Source organism: Variovorax endophyticus (genome assembly GCF_025376855.1).
Lineage (GTDB): Bacteria > Pseudomonadota > Gammaproteobacteria > Burkholderiales > Burkholderiaceae_C > Variovorax.
Genome location: NZ_JAHUTH010000014.1, coordinates 13,606 through 32,502, shown reverse-complemented (window position 1 = coordinate 32,502; position 18,897 = coordinate 13,606). Strand labels below are relative to the sequence as shown.

18 protein-coding genes and 2 pseudogenes are annotated in these 18,897 nt (G+C 66.3%); 4 read left to right on the top strand and 16 right to left on the bottom strand.

What is annotated here, in order from left to right:
* Window positions 1-151: 151 nt before the first annotated feature.
* The 13 genes from KV106_RS19110 to KV106_RS19050 form a co-directional block, all read right to left on the bottom strand.
* Window positions 152-352 carry a YqaE/Pmp3 family membrane protein gene (locus tag KV106_RS19110; RefSeq protein ID WP_261211719.1) on the bottom strand — a complete coding sequence of 67 codons (201 nt, stop codon included), beginning with the start codon at window positions 350-352 and terminating at the stop codon, window positions 152-154.
* A 483-nt stretch (window positions 353-835) separates the two neighbouring features.
* Window positions 836-1,681 (bottom strand): SDR family NAD(P)-dependent oxidoreductase, encoded by an 846-nt coding sequence (locus KV106_RS19105; RefSeq protein WP_261211717.1) that lies wholly within the window; start codon window positions 1,679-1,681, stop codon window positions 836-838.
* A 126-nt stretch (window positions 1,682-1,807) separates the two neighbouring features.
* Entirely contained in the window at window positions 1,808-2,584 is a 777-nt protein-coding gene (locus KV106_RS19100) for a branched-chain amino acid ABC transporter permease (protein ID WP_261211716.1), read from the bottom strand.
* A complete protein-coding gene (locus tag KV106_RS19095; protein WP_261211920.1) occupies window positions 2,527-2,715 on the bottom strand; it encodes a hypothetical protein in 189 nt (62 codons plus the stop codon). The genes KV106_RS19100 and KV106_RS19095 overlap by 58 nt, the downstream gene beginning before the upstream one ends.
* Complete coding sequence (locus KV106_RS19090) at window positions 2,708-3,016, bottom strand: ABC transporter permease (RefSeq protein ID WP_261211713.1); 309 nt, start codon at window positions 3,014-3,016, stop codon at window positions 2,708-2,710. The genes KV106_RS19095 and KV106_RS19090 overlap by 8 nt, the downstream gene beginning before the upstream one ends.
* A gap of 485 nt (window positions 3,017-3,501) precedes the next feature.
* The gene (locus KV106_RS19085) at window positions 3,502-4,908 is read right to left on the bottom strand and encodes an FAD-binding oxidoreductase (RefSeq protein ID WP_261211712.1); all 1,407 of its coding nucleotides are present in this window, start codon (window positions 4,906-4,908) and stop codon (window positions 3,502-3,504) included.
* A 21-nt stretch (window positions 4,909-4,929) separates the two neighbouring features.
* A complete protein-coding gene (locus tag KV106_RS19080; RefSeq protein ID WP_261211710.1) occupies window positions 4,930-5,487 on the bottom strand; it encodes an ABC transporter ATP-binding protein in 558 nt (185 codons plus the stop codon).
* A gap of 146 nt (window positions 5,488-5,633) precedes the next feature.
* On the bottom strand, window positions 5,634-7,130 hold the full coding sequence (locus KV106_RS19075; RefSeq protein ID WP_261211708.1) for a M81 family metallopeptidase: 1,497 nt from the start codon (window positions 7,128-7,130) through the stop codon (window positions 5,634-5,636).
* An 80-nt stretch (window positions 7,131-7,210) separates the two neighbouring features.
* Window positions 7,211-8,074, bottom strand: a complete 864-nt coding sequence (locus KV106_RS19070) for an NAD(P)-dependent oxidoreductase (protein ID WP_261211706.1) — start codon at window positions 8,072-8,074, stop codon at window positions 7,211-7,213.
* Window positions 8,071-8,484 (bottom strand): 4-carboxymuconolactone decarboxylase, encoded by a 414-nt coding sequence (gene pcaC / locus KV106_RS19065; protein ID WP_261211704.1) that lies wholly within the window; start codon window positions 8,482-8,484, stop codon window positions 8,071-8,073. Before pcaC ends, KV106_RS19070 begins: the two co-directional genes overlap by 4 nt.
* Window positions 8,485-8,533: 49 nt before the next feature.
* Window positions 8,534-9,649, bottom strand: a complete 1,116-nt coding sequence (locus KV106_RS19060) for an NADH:flavin oxidoreductase/NADH oxidase (RefSeq protein WP_261211702.1) — start codon at window positions 9,647-9,649, stop codon at window positions 8,534-8,536.
* Between the two features lie 71 nt (window positions 9,650-9,720).
* Window positions 9,721-10,530 (bottom strand): alpha/beta fold hydrolase, encoded by an 810-nt coding sequence (locus tag KV106_RS19055; RefSeq protein ID WP_261211700.1) that lies wholly within the window; start codon window positions 10,528-10,530, stop codon window positions 9,721-9,723.
* Complete coding sequence (locus KV106_RS19050) at window positions 10,527-11,444, bottom strand: polysaccharide deacetylase family protein (RefSeq protein WP_261211698.1); 918 nt, start codon at window positions 11,442-11,444, stop codon at window positions 10,527-10,529. Before KV106_RS19050 ends, KV106_RS19055 begins: the two co-directional genes overlap by 4 nt.
* 480 nt (window positions 11,445-11,924) lie before the next feature.
* Here KV106_RS19050 and KV106_RS19045 point away from each other — a divergent pair, with 480 nt between their 5' ends.
* The 4 genes and pseudogenes from KV106_RS19045 to KV106_RS40100 all read left to right on the top strand — a co-directional run.
* Window positions 11,925-13,169, top strand: a complete 1,245-nt coding sequence (locus KV106_RS19045; protein WP_261211696.1) for an MFS transporter — start codon at window positions 11,925-11,927, stop codon at window positions 13,167-13,169.
* 44 nt (window positions 13,170-13,213) lie between these two features.
* Window positions 13,214-14,239, top strand: a complete 1,026-nt coding sequence (locus KV106_RS19040; RefSeq protein ID WP_261211695.1) for an AraC family transcriptional regulator — start codon at window positions 13,214-13,216, stop codon at window positions 14,237-14,239.
* Window positions 14,240-14,519: 280 nt separating this feature from the next.
* Window positions 14,520-14,978: pseudogene (locus tag KV106_RS19035) on the top strand (integrase core domain-containing protein); the annotation flags it as partial.
* 88 nt (window positions 14,979-15,066) lie between these two features.
* Window positions 15,067-15,303, top strand: a pseudogene (locus tag KV106_RS40100) (hypothetical protein); the annotation flags it as partial.
* A gap of 112 nt (window positions 15,304-15,415) precedes the next feature.
* Here KV106_RS40100 and KV106_RS19025 read toward each other — a convergent pair.
* The 3 genes from KV106_RS19025 to KV106_RS19015 form a co-directional block, all read right to left on the bottom strand.
* On the bottom strand, window positions 15,416-16,948 hold the full coding sequence (locus KV106_RS19025; protein WP_261211693.1) for a gamma-glutamyltransferase family protein: 1,533 nt from the start codon (window positions 16,946-16,948) through the stop codon (window positions 15,416-15,418).
* Between the two features lie 87 nt (window positions 16,949-17,035).
* Window positions 17,036-17,701, bottom strand: a complete 666-nt coding sequence (locus tag KV106_RS19020) for a TetR family transcriptional regulator (protein ID WP_261211692.1) — start codon at window positions 17,699-17,701, stop codon at window positions 17,036-17,038.
* Complete coding sequence (locus tag KV106_RS19015; protein WP_261211690.1) at window positions 17,698-18,867, bottom strand: amidase; 1,170 nt, start codon at window positions 18,865-18,867, stop codon at window positions 17,698-17,700. The genes KV106_RS19020 and KV106_RS19015 overlap by 4 nt, the downstream gene beginning before the upstream one ends.
* Between the last annotated feature and the right edge of the window lie 30 nt (window positions 18,868-18,897).

Genomic DNA, 18,897 nt, shown 5'->3' with positions numbered 1-18,897 from the left:
GCGGCGAGCTGGGCTCGCCAGACAGTGGAGGATGTAGCATGTTCGGGCCGTCTCGAACTCCTACTCGGTTTGAGGTCTGATGATCGAGGGATCTGGCGTCGCGGAGAACGCCCTTCTAGCGATGGATCCGCATGATCCTCACGTGTGATGCTCAGGTGCTCCTGCGAGCGCTCAGCGCCTTCTCGATCTTGCGATCCGTCTTGTACTGACTGAGCGCATACACGGCCCAGATCGCAGCCGGAAGCCAGCCAATGAGGGTGACCTGCAAAATCAAACAGATGATGCCCGCGATCGGGCGTCCGATCGTGAAAAAGGCGACGAAGGGAAGAAGAATGGCGAGGATGAGACGCAAAGTGTTTTCTCCGTGGTTGATCGAGCTACGATCCTGCCAAAGGACGGGCCGGCGGACCATAGCTTTTCCGCACGATCTATCCGCCCACTAGGTTGCCAGCGGTCGGCATCTCTGGCGCGGATGGTGAGAGGGCCGTAGCACGGCTGGACTGCGGCCCGCAGGCTCCAGGCAGTCGCGAGCTGAAAGTCCTATGAGGCGGGCCACAGCATCACACCAAAGTCCCGACGCCAGCGTGGCTTGACTGCTCATCGCTCACGCTCCCCGATGACCGCCTGATCGTCGGTCCGATGGAACCCACCCTCTTAAATCTTTCGGATGAGCGAGACTCGTGCCGATTTCCGCCGCCGTCCACCTCAGCGCTGCGCGGTCCTGTGCTCAGCCAAAAGACAGCCAAGCCCGCCCCGGAAATCTGGCCTGATCGGCCCTCGAAGGCTTTCTGTGGCTTGCCCCAACCCGAGCCGCCCATCATGCCTCCCTCGGTAATCAGACCCGCGATGGGGCAGCGGGTATCCTGCCATCGATGTCTGTGAACCCGTACTCTTGTGCCAGTTCCGCAACCAGATGCCGTCGACCGATCTTTTCCATGATCGCTGGATCGGCCGCCAAGCCAACCACCGCCCGCCCCGCGAACTCGGACGACTCCCCGCTTTCCATGATCCGCTTGGCGAGTGGTGGTGGGATCCGGTCCGGCTGAGCGAGGAACTTCTCGCTCTTGATAAAGCCTGGCCAGATCACGACCGCGGCCACGCTGAAGGGCTTGAGGTCGTGAGCCATGTCCTTGGCCATCTTGTCGACGCCGGCCTTCTGGACACCAAAAGGCACGTTGAAGGTGTAGCGCACAGCGCCGCCCGAGGAAGTTTTGACGATCAGTCCCTTGCGGCGGGCAACCATCTTCGGCGCCGCGCAGCGGCTGGCGATGTAGTGCGAGCGCAGCCCTACGCGCAGAAGGTCTTCCCAGAGACCGTCTTCGAGCTCCCAGAAGGGTACGTTGACCGGCATATGAGACGGGGCCGCAAACACGTTGTTCACCAGGGTGTCGATCGCTGCGTTCTGCTCATCGTGCACACGCTCGAAGACGCGCTTCACACTGGCGTCGTCGCCATGGTCGCAGACGATCGGGATGCATCGGCCGCCACGCTGGGCGATTTCACCGGCGGTTTCTTGAAGGGACCCTGGCCAGTTCGACGCGCCGGCCTCGAGTGTGCGCCCGGTCGCGTAGACCAACGCACCCGCTTCACCGAGTGCCAGCGCGATGCCCTTACCGACGCCTCGCGTTGCGCCCGTCACCACGGTCACCTGGCCTTCGAGTGGCCTGTTGCGATTCAGCATGTTTCATTTCTCCTTCATATCGATGGGATTCAGGGGTGGTGCCGCAGCACGATCGGACGCAGCCATGCGTCCGTGCCACTTGGAAAGCAGCGACAGCACAAACACGGCCCCGAGCATCACGGCGCCTTAGAGAACGCCCGTGAACTCTTGCGACAGCCTTTCGGCGACGTCGGGCACGAAGGAGAGAAAGACCGCGGCCACAAAGGTACCCACGCTCGAGCTCGGACCAGCAAGCGCCACGCCGACCAGCAGGCTCAGTGAGAGGAAGATCGGGAAGCTGTCCGGGGAGACGAAGTGAGTCAGGCCCGTGTTGAGTGCGCCGGCCGCACCGACGGTGGCAGCACTGACCGCGAACGCGGTCGCTCGCCACTTGCGGACGTCGACGCCGACGGCCAAGGCGGCTGTCGGATGGTCGCGCAAGGTGATCCAGGCAAGGCCCGCCGGGCCGTTGAGCAGTCGACGCAGCACGCCGTAAATCAGTGCGGTCCAGGCAGCCGTCACGAGCAGGTTCCACGCATCGGGTTGCAGGAACTCGATGCCAAAAGGTGCAGCCGGCGGGTCCAGGCTCAGCCCACTGACGCCGCCAGTCCAGGGCTCCAGCAGCGGATGCTTCAGAAGCTGCGGCAGTGCGACAGCGAGTGTGGCGGTGGCCAAGGCGAGATAGGGGCCCGCCAGTCGGGTCGTTGGCAGACCGAAGAGGAAGCCGAAGAGGCCGCAGCCTGCCATAGCCGCGGGCACGGTGACATAGAAAGGCAGCCACTGATGGGAGAGCAAGACGCCCGCGGTGTCAGCGCCGACGGCAAAGAACGCGCCGTGGCCCAGCGAGATTTGCCCTCTGGAACAGATCAGCAGTTGCGCACGGCCAGCGCCAGGATCAGCGCGCTCGATAGCTTGAAGGCCCAATAGCTGGGGAGCAGCAAAGCGACTGCCACGGAGGCATCGGCGAGCACGGCCACCCATGTCGTTGCCGGCGCATCAGGTAGGCGCAGGGGTCGCACGCTCGGCGTGGAAGAGATGTGGGTGGATTCAGACACGCTGAATCGCCTTTCCGCCGAGCAGGCCTTGGGGCCGCACGACAAGGATGGCAAACATCAGTACCAGCGCGATCGTCAGCTTGCGCTCATTGCCGGTCACGTAGGCACCCAGCAGGTTCTCGCCGATCCCCAGCACGAGGCCTCCCAGGATGGCGCCGGGCGGGCTGTCGACATCGCCCACGACCGCGGCGGCGAAGCGGTAGATCATGATGCCGGCCATCATCTGCGGGAGGAAAACCACCGGTGCGGCCAGCAGGCCCGCGACTGCCCCGATCCCGCCTGCGACGCCCCAGCCGATCATCAGCACCCGGCTTAGGAATCTCTGCGTGAGCGACCAGATAGCTTGCCACGAACTCAGCGCTGGCTGGAATTCGACCGCCCAAAGTCCGAGAGTGGCGAAGATCTGCTGCGCGGCCGCGGCGTGTGGTTGCTACCAGACCATGTGCAGGGTGAGTTATTACAGTGTGCTATTGCACACGCCAGGCGGAAGCTTGCTCAGCGCCCGGCATCTCGGCAGTCCTCAGGCAGCAAGAACGGCCTCAGCTTGCGATCATGGTCGGTGGTGAGCCAAACTACGGGTGATCGCGTACCGATCATGCGTGATCCATCAAGCGTGTACGCAGAGGAAATGCGCGTTCCATGTGCTACCGAGAAACCATCCTGCGCCGCATCGACCGGGCCCTTTGCATGGACTGCCACAGGTGACTCGATCCTTGAGAAACCGCCTCGACTTTGCTGGCCTACCAGAGGGAGAGCACACTAGCCGCGGTTGGGCGTTCAAGGTGGCTACATCCTCAGCATCTTCCCCGGGTTCATGATGCCGAGCGGATCGAGTGCGCGCTTGATGTCGCGCATGAGGTCGATGGCGTCGCCATGCTCGATCTCGATTTGCCCGATGCGGTGCAGGCCGACGCCGTGCTCGCCGGTGCGGGTGCCGCCAAGGCGGATCGCGCGCAGCGCCACGTCCTCGGCCAGGGCCTCTGCCTTGCCCCGTGCCGCAGGATCGGTGTCGTCGTAAATGATGCCCAGATGGAAGTTGCCATCGCCCACGTGACCGACGATGGGCGCGTACAGGCCGCTCTCACGGATGGCGACCTCGGTTTCGGTGATGCATTCCACCAGCGCAGAGATAGGTACGCATGCGTCCGTACCCATGGAGCTCCAGCCGGGGTGCATCGCGAGGTTGGCGTGGTAGCAGGAGTGCCGCGCCTTCCACAGCCTGGAGCGGTCTTCGGGTCGGTGGGCGTAACGAAACCCGCTGCCGCCATTGTTGAGCGCAAGTGATTCCACTGTCGCGACCTGTTCCGTCACGGCGCTTTCGCTGCCGTGGAACTCGATGAACAGGGTGGGGCGGGGCTCGAATTCGTCGAGCTTCGAGTAGCGGATGCAGGCGTCCATCTGTACTTCGTTGAGAAGCTCGATGCGCGCGACCGGCACGCCCAGCTGCAGCGTGGCGATCACGGTGTCCATGGCGGCGCGCAGGCTGTCGAACTGGCACACGGCCGCTGTGACGTGCTCCGGCAGGCCGAAAAGGCGCAGCTGCACCTCGGTGATGATTCCCAGCAATCCTTCGCTTCCGACGTACAGCCGTGTCAGGTCGAGGCCCGATGCCGACTTGCGCGCGCGCGTGCCGGTACGCACGATGCGTCCGTCGGGTGTGACTACCGTCAGGCCGATGACGGTTTCACGCATGGTGCCGTAGCGCACCGCGGCAGTGCCGGAGGCCCGCGTCGAGGCCATGCCGCCCAGCGATGCGTTGGCGCCGGGGTCCACCGCGAAGAAAGGTCCGCTGGCGCGCAGGTGCTCGTTGAGCTGCTCGCGCGTCACGCCCGCCTGCACTCGGCAGTCCATCGATTCGGTGGAGACTTCGAGCACGCGGTCCATGCGCGAGACGTCGATGCAGACGCCGCCGTGAATCGCCGCGACGTGGCCCTCCATCGATGTGCCGCTGCCGAAAGCGATGACCGGGACCGCCTCACGGTGGCACAGCTTCAGGGCGGCCGCCACTTCCTCGTTGTTCAGGGGGAACAGGACCACGTCGGGCTGGCCGGGGTCCGGTAGGCCCTCACCATGGCTGTGGTGTGCGCGTACCGCCGCGGACGTGACGGCGCGATTTTCAAAGATCGCCCGGAACTCGGGCATGAGGGATTCGACCGCGGCAGCGGTCTGGGCAAGTGTCTGGTGGAAGGCCATGGTCTGTTGTGGGTGGTCGCGTCAGGCCCCGAGGTAAGCGTCCCGCACATGGTCGTCGTGCAGCAGCTGCGCGGCGGAGCCTTCGAGTGCGATTCGCCCGCCTTCGAGCACATAGCCGTGGTCGGCAACGCTCAGCGCAGCGAATGCGTTCTGCTCGACGATCACGACAGTGCGCCCGGCGCGCGCGATGCGGCGGATGTCGAGGAACATCTCGGTCGTGAGTTTGGGCGACAGGCCCATCGACGGTTCGTCCAGCAGCAGGATGCGGGGACCGGCCATCAGGCCGCGTGCGATCGCCAGCATCTGCTGTTCGCCGCCGGACAGCACGCCGCCCATTTCCCCAGCCTTGTGCTTAAGCACCGGGAACAGCTCGTAGATCTCGTCCAGCGTGGCGCTGACCGCGCCCTTGTCGCGCCGACGCACATAAGCGCCGACCTCCAAGTTCTCCTTGACGCTCAGTGTCGAGAAGATCCGCCGCCGATGGGGCACGCAGGCAATGCCCGATGCGACGATCTGCTCCACGGAAAGCGCGCCGATGTCACGGCCTCCAAACTCCACGCGCCCCGCGCCGGCCTTCAAACCTCTGGTGGGGCGCCGCGGCCTCGAAGGCCTTGAGTGCGTTCAGATAGCCAGCCGTTAACCCAGGGCGCGGGATGCCGCCCCCTTCGCACGGGAACACCATCCATCCTTCGGCGCCGGCGAGAGCGTGTGGCAGCCATCGATCTTCAGGGAGAAAGCCGGGTGGCAGCGGCCAACTTCTTCCACGGAAGATCGGCCGGATCGATGGGGAACATGCCCGGTGCGATCGCGAAAAGAATGTCTTCTTCGGGGCTCTCCACGACACACTCGAAATCCGCGCGGAAGTGGTGCGAGCTCTTGACGACGATGATCTTCATGGTCTCCGGATCGATACCAACCATCCGGAAGAGCTCGCGATCCTGAGCGCCGATCCTGGCACTGGCGACGACGACCAGGACGCCATCGACCTTGAGGCATGCGGTGGGACCGAGACGGGTCTGAAAGCCCGTCATCTTCGGGCCCTTGAAGGTGGTGATGCCGTCGGACAGGGCAAGAACCTTGAAGTCGCCGACGACAGGCGGTTCGCTGGGACCCTTGGGCGTTTGCACCGACTCGCCGAGGGTGGATCGGATGGTTTTCCCGACACCCGCGCGGTGCGCGGATGCCGCGGCCTTTGGGTCATAGAGCACGCCCAGCGCCACCCGTTCGGGAAAAGCGCGCCCCGCGCCAGCTTGAAGCAAGGCGTGCAGCACGCCAGTCGTGGAACTCGTTCCACCGACGCCGGGGTTGTCTTGCGTGTCCGCGATGACGATGGCCCGTTGGCTCGACGTCGCCCGGGTCAATGCCGTGTCCACCGTCTCGCGCGCCGATCTGGCGGACAGCCGCCACTGCGAAGGTTCGGCGATCGAATCGACGAGGAACGAGACGGCCTCCCGCGCGCGCGCTCCATGAGACCACACGACCGGTCCGCATTCCTCGAAGTCCGAGGCCGGAAATCCCATGCAGAAACTGGAGACCGTGCCAAGACGCGCATCGACTTCTTCGATCAGCCTGTAGCACCCCCTGGCCGGCTCGCTTGCCGTGCCCTGAACGTTGATCGAGATGAGGAACGGTAGGCGGCTCGAAGCCTGTGGCTCCCTTCCTCCACCCTGCAGCAATCGGTCGAGCAGGACCGCGGCGCGTTCGCCGGTCTTTACGTAGTCAATATGCGGATAGGTCCGAAAGGCGACCAACCCATCCGCATGGGCCAGCATGGCGCGCGTGACGTTGGCATGGAGATCGAGGCTCGCGACGATCGGCATCGACGGTCCGACGATCGTGCGCAGCCGCGCGAGCAGTTCGCCTTCCGCGTCGTCGCAGCTTTCGGACATGGCCGCCCCGTGCAGTTCGAGATAGATCGCATCGAAATCGAGCTTGCGCGCATCGGCGGTGATGGCTTCGCAGATCTTCTCGAAGGCGTCGTCCGTCACATACGACGACGGAACCGCCCCGCACCACAGGCTTGGAACGAGTTCCCACCCCTTCTTTCTGGCGTAGCTCGCGAAACCGGTGGCGGACACGTCCACCGAGGAAATCATGTCCAGCATCGCCTTGCCCCGAACGGCCTTCGGGAAGGCGTCACCGCGCTCGAACGCCGGCCAATCGGCGCGGTGAGAGGCGAAGCTGTTGGTTTCGTGCTTGAACCCTGCTGACAGTACGCGCATGGCTTTCTTTCAAGTTCCCGATGAGGACGGATGGACCGGGTGGTCCGAAGAGAGGATGAATCCGAGGCCCATGAGGGTCCTTATCGCTGGCCGAGATGGCGATAGAGCTCGGTGTGGTCCGCGGTCGGCCCCAGGCTCCGGGCCGCGGCCCGGGTGATCTCGTCGACCTGTTCCGCCAGGCGCATCGGCATCTCCAGCCGGCGCCCGAGCGATGCCGCGATGGCCACGTCCTTGGCCTGCAAGGCCAGCGAGAACCCCGAGTCGAAGGCACCGTTCAGCATGAACTGGCGCGCCTTGTTCTGTGTGGTGTTGTTCCTGCCTGTCGATGCGTCGAGGACTTCGACCAGGACTTCGCGATCGATGCCGAATGCGGCGGCGACATGGATGGCCTCCGCGGTGGCAATGAGCGCGGCGGCCGACACATAGTTGTTCAGCGCCTTGGCGGCATGCCCGGCGCCGATCGGGCCCACGTGCGTGATGGCTTCGCCCATTGCCTTCAGCAAGGGCTTCACGCGCGCCAGCACATCGGCTGCTCCTCCGACCATGATCGCGAGCTTGCCGACCGCGGCCTTCTTCACGCCTCCGGAGACCGGTGCGTCGAGCAGATCGACGTGCGCGTCTTTCAGCCTTTCGCCGAGAAGCCGTGTTCGGGCTGGATCGGCGGAACTCATGTCGACCACCGTCGACCCCGGTGCGAGGTGTGGCAGCAACGCCAGGACGACCCGATCGACGATGTCCGAGTCGGGGAGCATCGTGAAGATGCAGGAACATCCGGAGAAATCGCCCGGACTGTCCGCGCGTCGAACGGCGGGCTGCAGCGCGAGCAAGGCCTCTTCTCGTACCGGGTTCGCATCCTGGATCGTCAACGAGCAGCCGGCGGCGAGAAGGCGCTGGGCCATCGGTGTGCCCATCATGCCGAGGCCGATGAATCCCACGCGCGTCATGGCTGCTGCCCCGAGCTTTCCATGTCCTTGAAGACATCGGCGGCGACGCGGAAGGAATCGATCGCGGCCGGAACGCCGCAATAGATGGCCGCTTGCAGGAAGACTTCCTTGATCTCGTTCCTGCTCAAGCCGTTGTTGATCGCGCCTCGCACATGGAGCCGCAGCTCGTGCGGTCTGTTGAGTGCCGTGATCATCGCGAGGTTGAGAAGCGAACGCGTGCGGCGGTCCAGCCCGGGCCGGTTCCAGACATCGCCCCAGCAGTATTGGGTGACCAGCTCCTGCATGTCGATGTTGAAGTCGGTGGCGTTCTGGAGGGACGTGTCGACATAGTCGGCCCCGAGGACGGCGCGGCGCGTGGCAAGCCCTTGGTCGAAGAGTTCGGGATTTATGGGTGCGTAGGGACGGGTCATGGTTGGGTCTCGAGTCGAGGTGAAGATGTGGGGCGGTAGCGTGGGCTTGTCAGCGCATGCCGATTCGGGCGCCCCGGAAGAGGGCCTTGTAGCGCGATGGCTGGGAGCGCCAGTACTGGGGCGGTGCGTCGACCTGGGCACCGAGGACGGCCGCCGCGTGCCACGGCCAGTGCGGGTCGTAGAGCACGCCGCGGCCCAGTGCCACCGCATCGGCCTGTCCCTGGGCCACGATGGCCTCGGCCTGTTCGGGCTCGGTGATCAGCCCGACGGCAATGGTCGGCAAGCCCGACTCGGCCCGGATCTTCTCGGCGAACCCGACCTGGTAGCCCGGGGCGGGCGCGATCTTCTGCAAGGGCGACACGCCGCCCGTGGAGACATGAATGGCGGCGCAACCGCGTGCCTTCAGGGCCTGGGCGAATCGAATCGTGGATTCGATGTTCCAGCCGCCATCGACCCAGTCCGTGGCCGAAACGCGGACCCAGACCGGCCGCTCCTCGGGGAACCCAGCGCGCACGGCATCGAAGACTTCGAGCGGGAAGCGCATCCGATTCTCCAGGCTGCCTCCGTACGCATCGGTGCGCTGGTTCGCCAGCGGGGACAGGTACTCATGCAGCAGGTAGCCATGCGCCGCGTGAATCTCGATGCCATCGATGCCGAGACGAGCCGCGCGCCGGGCCGCCGCGACGAAACCGTCGATCACACGGGCCATGCCCTGGCTGTCCAGCTCGATCGGAGCTTCTTCTTCAGGCCCGTGCGGCAAGGGCGAGGGCGCCACGCCGCGCCAGCCTTCGGGCTGGTTCGACCGAATCTGTTGGCCGCCCTGCCAGGGCACCTGGCTCGACGCCTTGCGCCCGCCATGTCCCAGCTGGATGGCAACCTTGACCGGCGAATAGGCGCGCGCCATCTTGAGCACGCGGCCCAGCGCTGCTTCGTTGTCGTCGCAGTAGAGGCCAAGGTCCGCCGGGGTGACGCGGCCCTCCGGCAGCACCGCGGTGGCCTCCAGTATCAGGAGGCCCGCGCCCGCCAGCGCGAGCCGGCCCAGATGCAGGGCATGCCAGTCGCCAGCGCTGCCGTCCCTGGCCGCGTACTGGGCCATGGGCGCGATGACGACCCGGTTGTCCAGATCGAGCTGTCCGACCTGCCAAGGAGAAAAAAGATGACTCACGAGAGGGTTCCGTAGGGAAGGGGGAAAAGGGAAAAGAAGGCGAGGCACCCGCCTGTCGCGGCGAGAGGACGCTAGAGCGCGGCGATCCAGTCGGTGATTGCGGCGTTCAAGGCGTCCGGGCGGTCCTGCATGATCCAGTGGCCGACCTCCGGCCAGGTCTCGACCCTGGACCTGGGGTTCGAGAACCACGAGCTCATGCGCGATCCCTGCTCGGGGTCTCGGCAGAGGTGAAAGAAAGGCTGGCGGATACCGCGCAGGAAGATCTCGCTCGCATCGCCCGCGCCGACCTGGCCCGCGCCGAAGAAGAGCGGCGCGAACGACTCCCGGATGACATGCGCGGCCATTCCTTGCACGCGTCTGGCGTGCCATCGTCTGAAAGCGGGCGCGGTCGACGGGTGGTAGGCTGTTTCGAATAGCGCAGGCACGACAGTCGCGGGATCTCCAGCCTCCAGTGCTTCGGCCGTCTTCAGGAAGAAGGACGCCGCTTCCGGCGAGAAACCGAGCGCGCCATCGACGGACACCACGGCGGTGACCAGGTCGGGTCTCTTCGCGGCAAGCCGCGCCGCGATCTGCGCGCCCATCGAGTGGCCGATCACCACGAAGGTCTGGCCGGCATGGCGCGTGGCGAGCAAGGATTCCAGGTCGCTCAGGTAGTGGTCGGGGCTGTAGCCGCCGGAGGCCGGTACGTCGGACCGGCCGTGTCCCCGCAGGTCCACGGCGACGACCCGATGCCGGGCTTCGAGCGCGGGCAATTGCCAGCTCCAGTCGTGGGAGTCGCAAGTCCATCCGTGCAGGAGCAAGACATTCGAGCCTGTGCCGGACTCGGTGCAGAAGAGCCGGGCCACGCCGCGCCGTGCGGGATCGGATTCGGCGGTTGTCATTCGGCCTCCGTGCCGGTGTGTTCCAACGCGAAGCGCGCGATCTCGTCATGCCGGGCGAACCACACGCCGCCGGGAAGTGTCCTGGCATGCTTGATGATCTCTTCCACGATCCAGAGCCGGGAACGGTTGGTGATCACGTGCGGGTGCATGGTGAGTTCGAAGAGGCCGCCTTCGGCGTGCGCTCCCTCGAGTTCACGCCTGAAGATGTCGAAGACATCCGAGGGCGGGGTGTACGGACGCAGGCCCTGGAAGCGGTGCATCAGAAAGTAGACCGCGTCGTCGCGCACCCAATCGAACGGCAGCTCGACCAGCCCGGTCGGTTCGCCGTCCATCATGAGTTCGTAGCAATCGTCGTCCGCGGCCATCGACGAGTCGTAGGCGAACCCGAGCTCGCGCAGCAACTGCAGCGTGTTCGGGGAGAAGTCTCCCGACGGCGAGCGGTAGCCCGTGGGTCGAACGCCCGTGATGCCCTCGAGGGCATCGAGCGAGCGCCGAATCAGATCGCGCTCGTCCGGCAAGGCAAGGCCGGAATTGAGTTCGTGAATCCAGCCGTGCACACCGATTTCGTGTCCCGCCTTCACGATGGTTCGTTGCTCGTCCGGATAGAGGAGCGCGCTGACGGCCGGCACATAGAAGCTCGCGGGGACGCCATGCCGCTCGAGCATCGACAGGATGCGCGGCACGCCGACACGGTTGCCATACTGGCCCCACGCCAGTCGGTTGACCGACTTGGCGCCATCGCGCAGTTCGTTGGTCTCGTGGTCGGAATCGAAAGCCAGCGCCACGGCGAACCTGGCACCGTCCTTCCATGCGCGGGGGCGAAGTCGCCGGCCGGCGCGCACGCGATAAACGCGGCGGCGCCATTCCTCTTCCGGCCATTGCCATGGCTGCATCTTTTCCTGATCGATTGGCATGTCTGCTTCCTTTGCGTGTGACGCTGCTGGGGGTACACGGAAGGTAGCCAGTCGCACTGGCGATGCTTGGCCATTTGAGGCGGCGAATGTGCGCTTTGGGGCGTGGCGCTTTTTCTTCGCCAACAATGAGCCGATCTCGCTGGCGATGGCGGCGGATGCGGCGTGCGATCGCATGGCGCCGCGCGTCGAAGGTTCCCCGGACATGCCCCATTCGGCAAAATCGGCGCCCCAAAAGGTCAATCGAAAGCTGGCAAAGCGAGCAATCTCGCTGCTGTCGATCGGCCGATCGGCCGCTTCGATGTCGAGACAAGAGACGGCGACCGCCTTGCAAGAGGCGCTCGTCCCGACCCACCACAAGCATGACCAGATTCAATCTGGCGGAAAGACAAGATGTCCACGCCCCCCTTCATTGCAGTTGCCGCGCCAGGGCATTCGCTTCCCGCGAAAGGGCCCCGCTCCAGGCTGGCGAGGTTCAGAGCAGTGGCCGCGCCGCTGATGGGAAACGTTCTCGAGTGGTATGACTTCGCCGTCTACGCTTTCATCGCGGCATACATCGCCAAGAACTTCTTTCCGACCTCGGCGCCCGCAACGGCGCTGTTGAGTTCGTTCGCGGTGTTTGGCGTCGGCTTTCTGGCACGTCCCCTGGGCAGCCTCGTGATCGGCCGCATCGGCGATGTGCGTGGCCGAAGGAGCGCCTTGCTGCTCACGATGTACCTGATGACGGGAGGCACGCTGCTGCTTGCAATCCTGCCAACCTACGCGACGGCGGGGGTCATCGCCCCGGCCCTGCTCGTGGTCGCGCGCCTGCTGCAAGGCTTCTCGGCCGGCGGAGAGTGGGGTGGATCGGTCAGTTACATCGTCGAATGGTCGCCAGAGCGCCGGCGGGGGCTGTTCGGCAGCCTGCATGTGTTCGGCGTGATCGGCGGGTTCCTGCTGGGGTCGGGCGTGGCTGCGCTCGTCAACTCGGTGCTGAGCGCGCAGGAGATGGCGGATTGGGGCTGGCGAGTGCCTTTCGTCATCGGTTGCCTGATCGGCCCCGTCGCCCTGTGGATGCGGCGCGCGGTGGCCGAAACACCGGCGTTCGAGAAAGCCGTGGCCGAACGCGTGGCGCCCATTCCCATGCTCGAGGACAAGGAGGGCAGCAAGCTGGCGATCAAGGCCGGGGGTGTCTCCGTGCTCTCCAACATCAGCTTCTATGTGATGTTGCTGTACATGCCGACATGGGTCACGACGAACCTGAAGCTGTCCATGGCCGATGCGCTGTGGGCGAACACCGTCGGCCTCGTCTGCGTTTTCGTGCTCACGCCCTGCTTCGGTCTTCTCTCAGACCTGATCGGCAGGAAGAAGGTGCTACTGTTCTCGTGCGCGGCCGTTCTTCTCGTGGCCTACCCGGCCTTCGGCCATCTTCTCGCACTCGAATCGGCGACCTTGAAGGACGTCGTCCTGGTCCAGTGCATTTTTGCGATCATCCTCGCGTCGATCTATGGAGTGCAGCCCACGACCATCGTGGAGATGTTTCCCACGCGCAACCGGACGACCTGGATGAGCATAGGCTACGGGTTGACCGCTTCGGTGTTCGGCGGCTTCGCGCCATTCATCGCGGTGTGGTTGATCCAGACGTTCCAGAACCCGATCGCACCGGTCTACTACCTGATCTTCGGCGCGATACTTTCGGGCCTCTTCACGCTCGCGATCAGGGAAACCGCATTCGAGACGCTGAAGTAGGCACGCACGAGCCTTCTGCCCATGTCCATTGGAGATCGCAGCCCATGAGAGGGAAGCCAGCACCCAGATCGATCCGGAGCGCGACGCTCATCGGTTACTTCGAGGCGGCTCGCGCGGCGGGGCTCGATCCCGAACGGATGCTGTGCCGTGTGGGATTGGACCCTTCCTGCATGGACGATCTCGAGACGCAGATCTCGCTGGATTCCTTCTGGCGCCTGCTGTCCGAGTCGGCTCGACTGGGGAACTGTCCCGACTTCGGCATGCGCGCCGCCATCGAGCGTGGCGTGCCCAACCTGGGGGCGGTCAGCCTGCTGATGCGCGAGGCGGAAACGGTGGAAGAGGCCATCCATTTCTACACCACGCACCTTGCCTTGCATGCCGATGGAACGCTGATCCAGCTGGACCAGCGATTCCAGTCGCCGCTGATCGTCACGGAGCTCCAGGCCCGGACCAGGGAGGAGTCCTTCCAGGCCACCCAGTTCTGCCTGGTGGGAATCACCATGCAGATTCGATGGCTGATCGGGGAGGCCTTTCAGCCGGATCTGGTGTCCTTTTCGTTCGCCAAGCCTCAAAGAATGCCGACGGTCGAGCGCTTCTTCAAATGCCCGGTCCAGTTCAGGCAGCTCATATCCGGATTGGTGCTTAACCGAAGCGTGTTGCAACGGCGGCCCGTCACATCGGCGCCCTTCCTGCGAAAGCTCGCGCGGCAGCAGCTCGAGCCTCTGATCAAGCGCTCGCCGGGCGGATTCTCGACGCGGGTCGAGCGCCTGCTGCGGACCCTGCTCGACGATGGGAACTACGATTCGCAGTCCGTGGCGGACTACTTCCAGATCGATCGCCGGACCTTGAGCCGCAGGCTGGCGAACGATGGGGAGACGTTCTCCGGCATCCTGCAACGCATCCGGATGGAAGTCGCCTGCCGCGCCCTGGCCGGCTCCGATTCACCGCTGTCGATGATCGCGGACGAGACCGGCTTCGAGAGCCTCAGCACTTTCAGCCGCTGGTTCCAGCAGTCCTTCGGCTGTACCGCATCCCGGTGGCGGGCGTGCAACGCCGCGGGCGATGCCTAGGAGTCTGCGGGGCAGGAGCCGCATCGGCTGCAACGCGCGCGAAAACGGTCCATCGCGGCGCTCGGCCGTCGGCAGCAGGGCGCCGTCGGCGCTGCCCATGAATTCGAAGAGCGAGAAACTGCGCAGGTTCACCAGCAGCACGCCGAACAGCGCAAAGCCACGCAGGGCCTCGATGAGTTCGAGCCGATGAGTGGCGGCGGGGATCAACCTTGCCTTGGGCGCGATCGACCATGTTTGCGATGGTGAGAGAGGTGGCATGACAAGTCCGGAGGGTATCGATGGGTGGCGGAGTCTGCGAAGCGACGGAGAGGACCACAGCCGCTTGGCCTTTACGCAGGTGCATCCCGACGAGACCGAGTTCAGCGCCGAAGCATTCCTGCGGGCCGCGGTGGGCTACTTCGCAAGCATGGGTGTGCAGATCCAGCGGGTGTTGACCGACAACGGCATGTCGTTTCGCTCTGGGCTGTTCGCCGAAGCGTGCCTCGAGCTGGGCATCGGGCAGAAGTTCACCAGGGCGTATCGCCCGCAGACCAACGGCAAGGCCGAGCGCTTCATCCAGTCGGCTCTGCGCGAGTGGGCCTACGGGCACGCCTACGCGAACTCAGACCAGCGCTGCGAGGCCCTGCCTGTGTGGAACCACTTCTACAACTGGCATCGGCCGCACTACGGCATCAACCTCGCCGTGCCCGTCTCACGTCTCTCGATGTCTCGAAAGAACCTCTTGACACTTCACAGCTAGTGAAGGCAGACCTTCTGGAGATGTTGGTTCTGGTCAACCTACAGAAGCCGGTTGAGCGCGGCGCGCGACCGGGCGTTGTTGTTGATCGGTGTTGCAGGCGCGTTGCGATGACATCCAGCCGCCGCATCTTCATCCTGACCCTCGCCCCGACGGGCGCTGCCGCCTGCGCCTCCGATGCGTTCGCGCAGGCCCAGCTCAACGAGAAAGAGCCGCAAGCCGTGGCGCTCGGCTATGTCGCAGATTCGGCCAGGGCCGATACGAAGAAATCCCGAAGCACGACAACGCCCAGCTGTGCAACGGCTGCGCACTGTGGCAATCGAAGCCGACCGACCCGCAGGGTAACTGCGCGCTGTTCTCCGGCAAGCAGGTCAACGCCAGGGGTGGTGCAGCGCCTGGGCGAAGAAGGCCTGAGTGCCGGGCCGCCGGCAGCCCGGCATTCAAAGACCCAGTGCGACCCCGTCACCGCGAGGGTCGTGCGCGCCCGCCAGGCTACCGTCGGCTTCGAAGCGGATCACGCCGGGCAGCCCTGCCAGTGGGCTGTGCGCGGCGATGGGCGCGACCTCGTGGCCGCGCGCGATCAACGATGCCATCACCTCGGGCCCCACGTCTTGCTCCAGCTTCAGGCTGTCGCGGCTGTCGGAGAAGGTCCGTCCGAGCAAAAAGCGCGGCCTTGCCAGTGCCTGCGCGGGGTCCAGGCCGAAGTCGATCAGCCGGGTGAGCAGCGCCACCAGGGTCTGCGGCTGCCCGTCCGCGCCCTGCGTGCCCAGCAGCAGCTCGGGCCGACCGTCGCGCATGAAGGCGACAGGGTTCAGCGTATGGAAGGGCCGCTTGCCGCCGCGCAGCCCGTTGGGATGGCTCGCATCGTGGTGGAAGGCCGCGCCGCGGTTGTGCCACAGCACACCGGTGTCGCCAGCCACGACACCGCTGCCCCAGTCGTAGTAGATGCTCTGGAGCACGCCCGCACCACGGCCCGAGGCGTCCGCGGCCGCGAAGAACACGGTGTCGCCGTGGCGGAATCGTTGGGGCCAGGGCATCGCCCGTGCGCCGGCTTGCGCCCGCGCCGCCTGCTGTTGGATGTAGGCGGCGTCGAGCAGCCGCTGCACGGGCACCTCGGTGAAATCGGGGTCGGCCAGGAAGCGGTCGCGGTCGACGAAGGCCAGCTTGATCGCCTCGACCATCCGGTGGAAGTGCTCGGCGCTGCCTTCCGCGATACCGGAGAAATCCTGCTCGCCGAGGATGCCCATGGCTTCCAGCGTGGCGAAGCCCTGCGTCGGCGGCGGCAGGCTCAGCAGCGTGCCGCCGCGGTAGGGCACGGCCAGCGGCGTCACTTCCCGGGCACGGGTGCTGCGCATGTCGTCCAGCGTGAGCGGCGAACCCGCAGCCTGCAGGCCGGCCGCGAGGCGGTGCGCGACTTCGCCTTCGTAGAACTCGCGCGGGCCCTGCGCCGCGAGCCGCGACAGCGTGTGCGCCAGCCCGGGCTGGCGCTGGTGCGAAGGCCCGACGGGAAACGCCGCGTCGAAGCCGTGCCAGTGCTGCGCCTCCGCAGCCCGCATCTCGTGCCAGAAGCGCTGCGAGGCCGACACGGCGAAGCCCTCCTGCGCATGCTCGATCGCGCAAGACAGCAGCGACGCCCAGCGCTGGCGGCCCTGCCAGTTGCGCGCCGAGATGTCGAAGGCCCGGGCCCAGCTGTCCACCGCCGCGGCCGTGGTCAATGCCGACGCGCCGCCGCGCAGCGGGACTGGCCCCCACAGCGGCGGGAGCGCTGCGGCGGCCTGCCCGACGCCGGAGATGCCGCGCACCGGCGCACCGGGCTGCGTGATGAGCCAGAAACCGTCGCCTCCGAGCCCGGTGAAGTGCGGGCACACGACGCACAGCACGGCCGCCATGGCGATGGCGGCCTCGATGGCATTGCCGCCATCGGCCAGCACCTCCAGGCCCGCCGCACTGGCCAGCGGATGGGGGCTCGTCACCAGGCCTCGCCGGGAGGTGGCCGAAGCAGGTGCGGCGGGCTGGTGTGTGGGCTCAGCGGACATGGAAGCAGTCATGCGGAAGTTCGTTCATGGCGCCTGCGTCAGGAAGGCCGCCACCATCTGGCGGGTCATCTTCTGGTGCGCCTTCTGCCAGGCCGCGGCCTGCAGGTCCTTGTTGAAGATGCGTGACAGCGTGAACGCATGGGCGCGGCCGTAGTACGACAGGCTCACCATCGCTACGTAGAGGTGCAGCGCATCGATGCCACTGCGCACGACGCCTGCCGCCACCCCGCGCACCAGCAGGCGGCGGATCAGCGCGATCACCGGCGACGACATCTCCGGGATCCGGTTCGAGCGCGCGAGATGCCGTGCCTCGTTGAGGTTCTCGAAGGCCAGCAGTTTGCGCAGCTGCGGGTGCGTCGCGAAGTGGTGGTCCACGAAATCGGCGATGTGCAGCAGGCCGGTCAGCGGCTCCTCGGCCTCCGGGTCCAGCCGGAGTTCTTCGTGCCGCAGGTCGGCCATCACCGCCTCGAGCACGGCGACGTACAGGTCGTCCTTGCTCCCGAAGTAGTGGTACAGCATGCGGATGTTCGTGCCGGCGAGCCGTGCGATGCGTTCGGTGCGCGCGCCGCTGTAGCCCTCGTTCGAGAACTCGTCGATCGCCGCTTCCAGGAGCTTCGCGCGCGTGAGTGCGGCGTCGCGCCGCGCGATCGTCTCCTGGGCCGGCGCCTGCCGTGGGGAAAGTTTGCTCATCGTGTGGATGGGGATGCAGGCGCTAGTGTCGCGGCAAGTTCGAGCAGCCGTTCGTCATTGCCCCTGGCCGAGATGAAGGATGCGCAAGGCGGCAGGCCCTCGGCAGCCGGCAGCGCAAACACCACCTGCGGCAGCCCCGCATGGCCGGCCACCGCGCCGAGCGCCAGTGCGCGCTCGTAGAAGGCCCCGCGCTGAGCCGCATCGGCCCGGCGCGACAGCGCGAAGCAGGGTGCAGCGGGAATCAGCCACGCCTCGTCGGGGTCCATCCTCTGCGCCAGCCGCGCGGCGGCCTGCGCGCGCCAGTCGCTCCAGCGCATTCCCTGTGCGGCATCGAGCGCCAGCGCCGCCTCGAAACGCGGCGCGATGGCGGCGCCGAAGCGCGGCCGCTGTCGCCGGATCCACGGGCCGACGTGGGCCTGGATCTCCAGGCCCTGGAGCACGGCATAGGCTTCGAACCAGTCTCGCCAGTCGCTGCCGCCATAGGCGCTGCGCTCGCTGTCGATGCGCATCAGACGGGCCCACGCGGCCAGCGGCTCGCGCACCGCGGGCTCCGCCAGCGCCAGCGCGTCCGTGGCTACGCACAGGCGCAGGGGCGGCGCGGGTCGGTCGCTGCCGATGCGGGCTTCGATGCCGAGCAGCGCATGGCCGGCGCGGCGCAGCAGGTCGGCATCGCGCGCGAACCACCCCACCGTGTCGTAGCTCGGTGCGAAGGGCAGGACCCCGTCGAGCGGGATCCGGCCGTGCGTGGGCCGCATCGCGGCGACCCCGCAGAACGCCGCCGGTACGCGCACCGAGCCGCCTGTGTCGGTGCCCAGCGCCAGGTCGACCTCCGCCCATGCGACCGCGGCGGCGCTGCCGCTGGACGACCCACCGGGCAGCCGATCGGGGTCGCGCGGATGGCGCGGCGCGCCGTAGTGGGCGTTCTCGCCCTCCAGGCTGAAGGCGAGTTCGTCGCTGATCGTCTTGCCGACGACCTGCGCGCCTGCGCCGCGCAGCGCGGCCACGCAGGGCGCGTCGTGCACGGCCGGCGCGTGGCTTGTGGCCCAGTCCGGGTTACCGCCGCCGGTGACGGCGCCTGCGATGTCGATGAGGTCCTTCACGCCCAGGCGCACCCCATTCAGCGCGCCAACGCCGGTGGCGGGCCGCTCGCAGCGGGGGCCGGGCATCCAGCCGCCTGATCCGTGCGCTGTCTCCGT

What these genes read in the sequence shown, in the direction of transcription:
- KV106_RS19085 (WP_261211712.1), bottom strand. Translation starts at nt 4,908, where the DNA reads ATGGCCTTCCACCAGACACTTGCCCAGACCGCTGCCGCGGTCGAATCC.
- KV106_RS19105 (WP_261211717.1), bottom strand. Translation starts at nt 1,681, where the DNA reads ATGCTGAATCGCAACAGGCCACTCGAAGGCCAGGTGACCGTGGTGACG.
- KV106_RS19050 (WP_261211698.1), bottom strand. Translation starts at nt 11,444, where the DNA reads ATGCCAATCGATCAGGAAAAGATGCAGCCATGGCAATGGCCGGAAGAG.
- KV106_RS19020 (WP_261211692.1), bottom strand. Translation starts at nt 17,701, where the DNA reads ATGAGCAAACTTTCCCCACGGCAGGCGCCGGCCCAGGAGACGATCGCG.
- KV106_RS19070 (WP_261211706.1), bottom strand. Translation starts at nt 8,074, where the DNA reads ATGACGCGCGTGGGATTCATCGGCCTCGGCATGATGGGCACACCGATG.
- KV106_RS19055 (WP_261211700.1), bottom strand. Translation starts at nt 10,530, where the DNA reads ATGACAACCGCCGAATCCGATCCCGCACGGCGCGGCGTGGCCCGGCTC.
- KV106_RS19015 (WP_261211690.1), bottom strand. Translation starts at nt 18,867, where the DNA reads ATGCCCGGCCCCCGCTGCGAGCGGCCCGCCACCGGCGTTGGCGCGCTG.
- KV106_RS19040 (WP_261211695.1), top strand. Translation starts at nt 13,214, where the DNA reads ATGAGAGGGAAGCCAGCACCCAGATCGATCCGGAGCGCGACGCTCATC.
- KV106_RS19075 (WP_261211708.1), bottom strand. Translation starts at nt 7,130, where the DNA reads ATGCGCGTACTGTCAGCAGGGTTCAAGCACGAAACCAACAGCTTCGCC.
- KV106_RS19090 (WP_261211713.1), bottom strand. Translation starts at nt 3,016, where the DNA reads ATGATCGGCTGGGGCGTCGCAGGCGGGATCGGGGCAGTCGCGGGCCTG.
- pcaC (WP_261211704.1), bottom strand. Translation starts at nt 8,484, where the DNA reads ATGACCCGTCCCTACGCACCCATAAATCCCGAACTCTTCGACCAAGGG.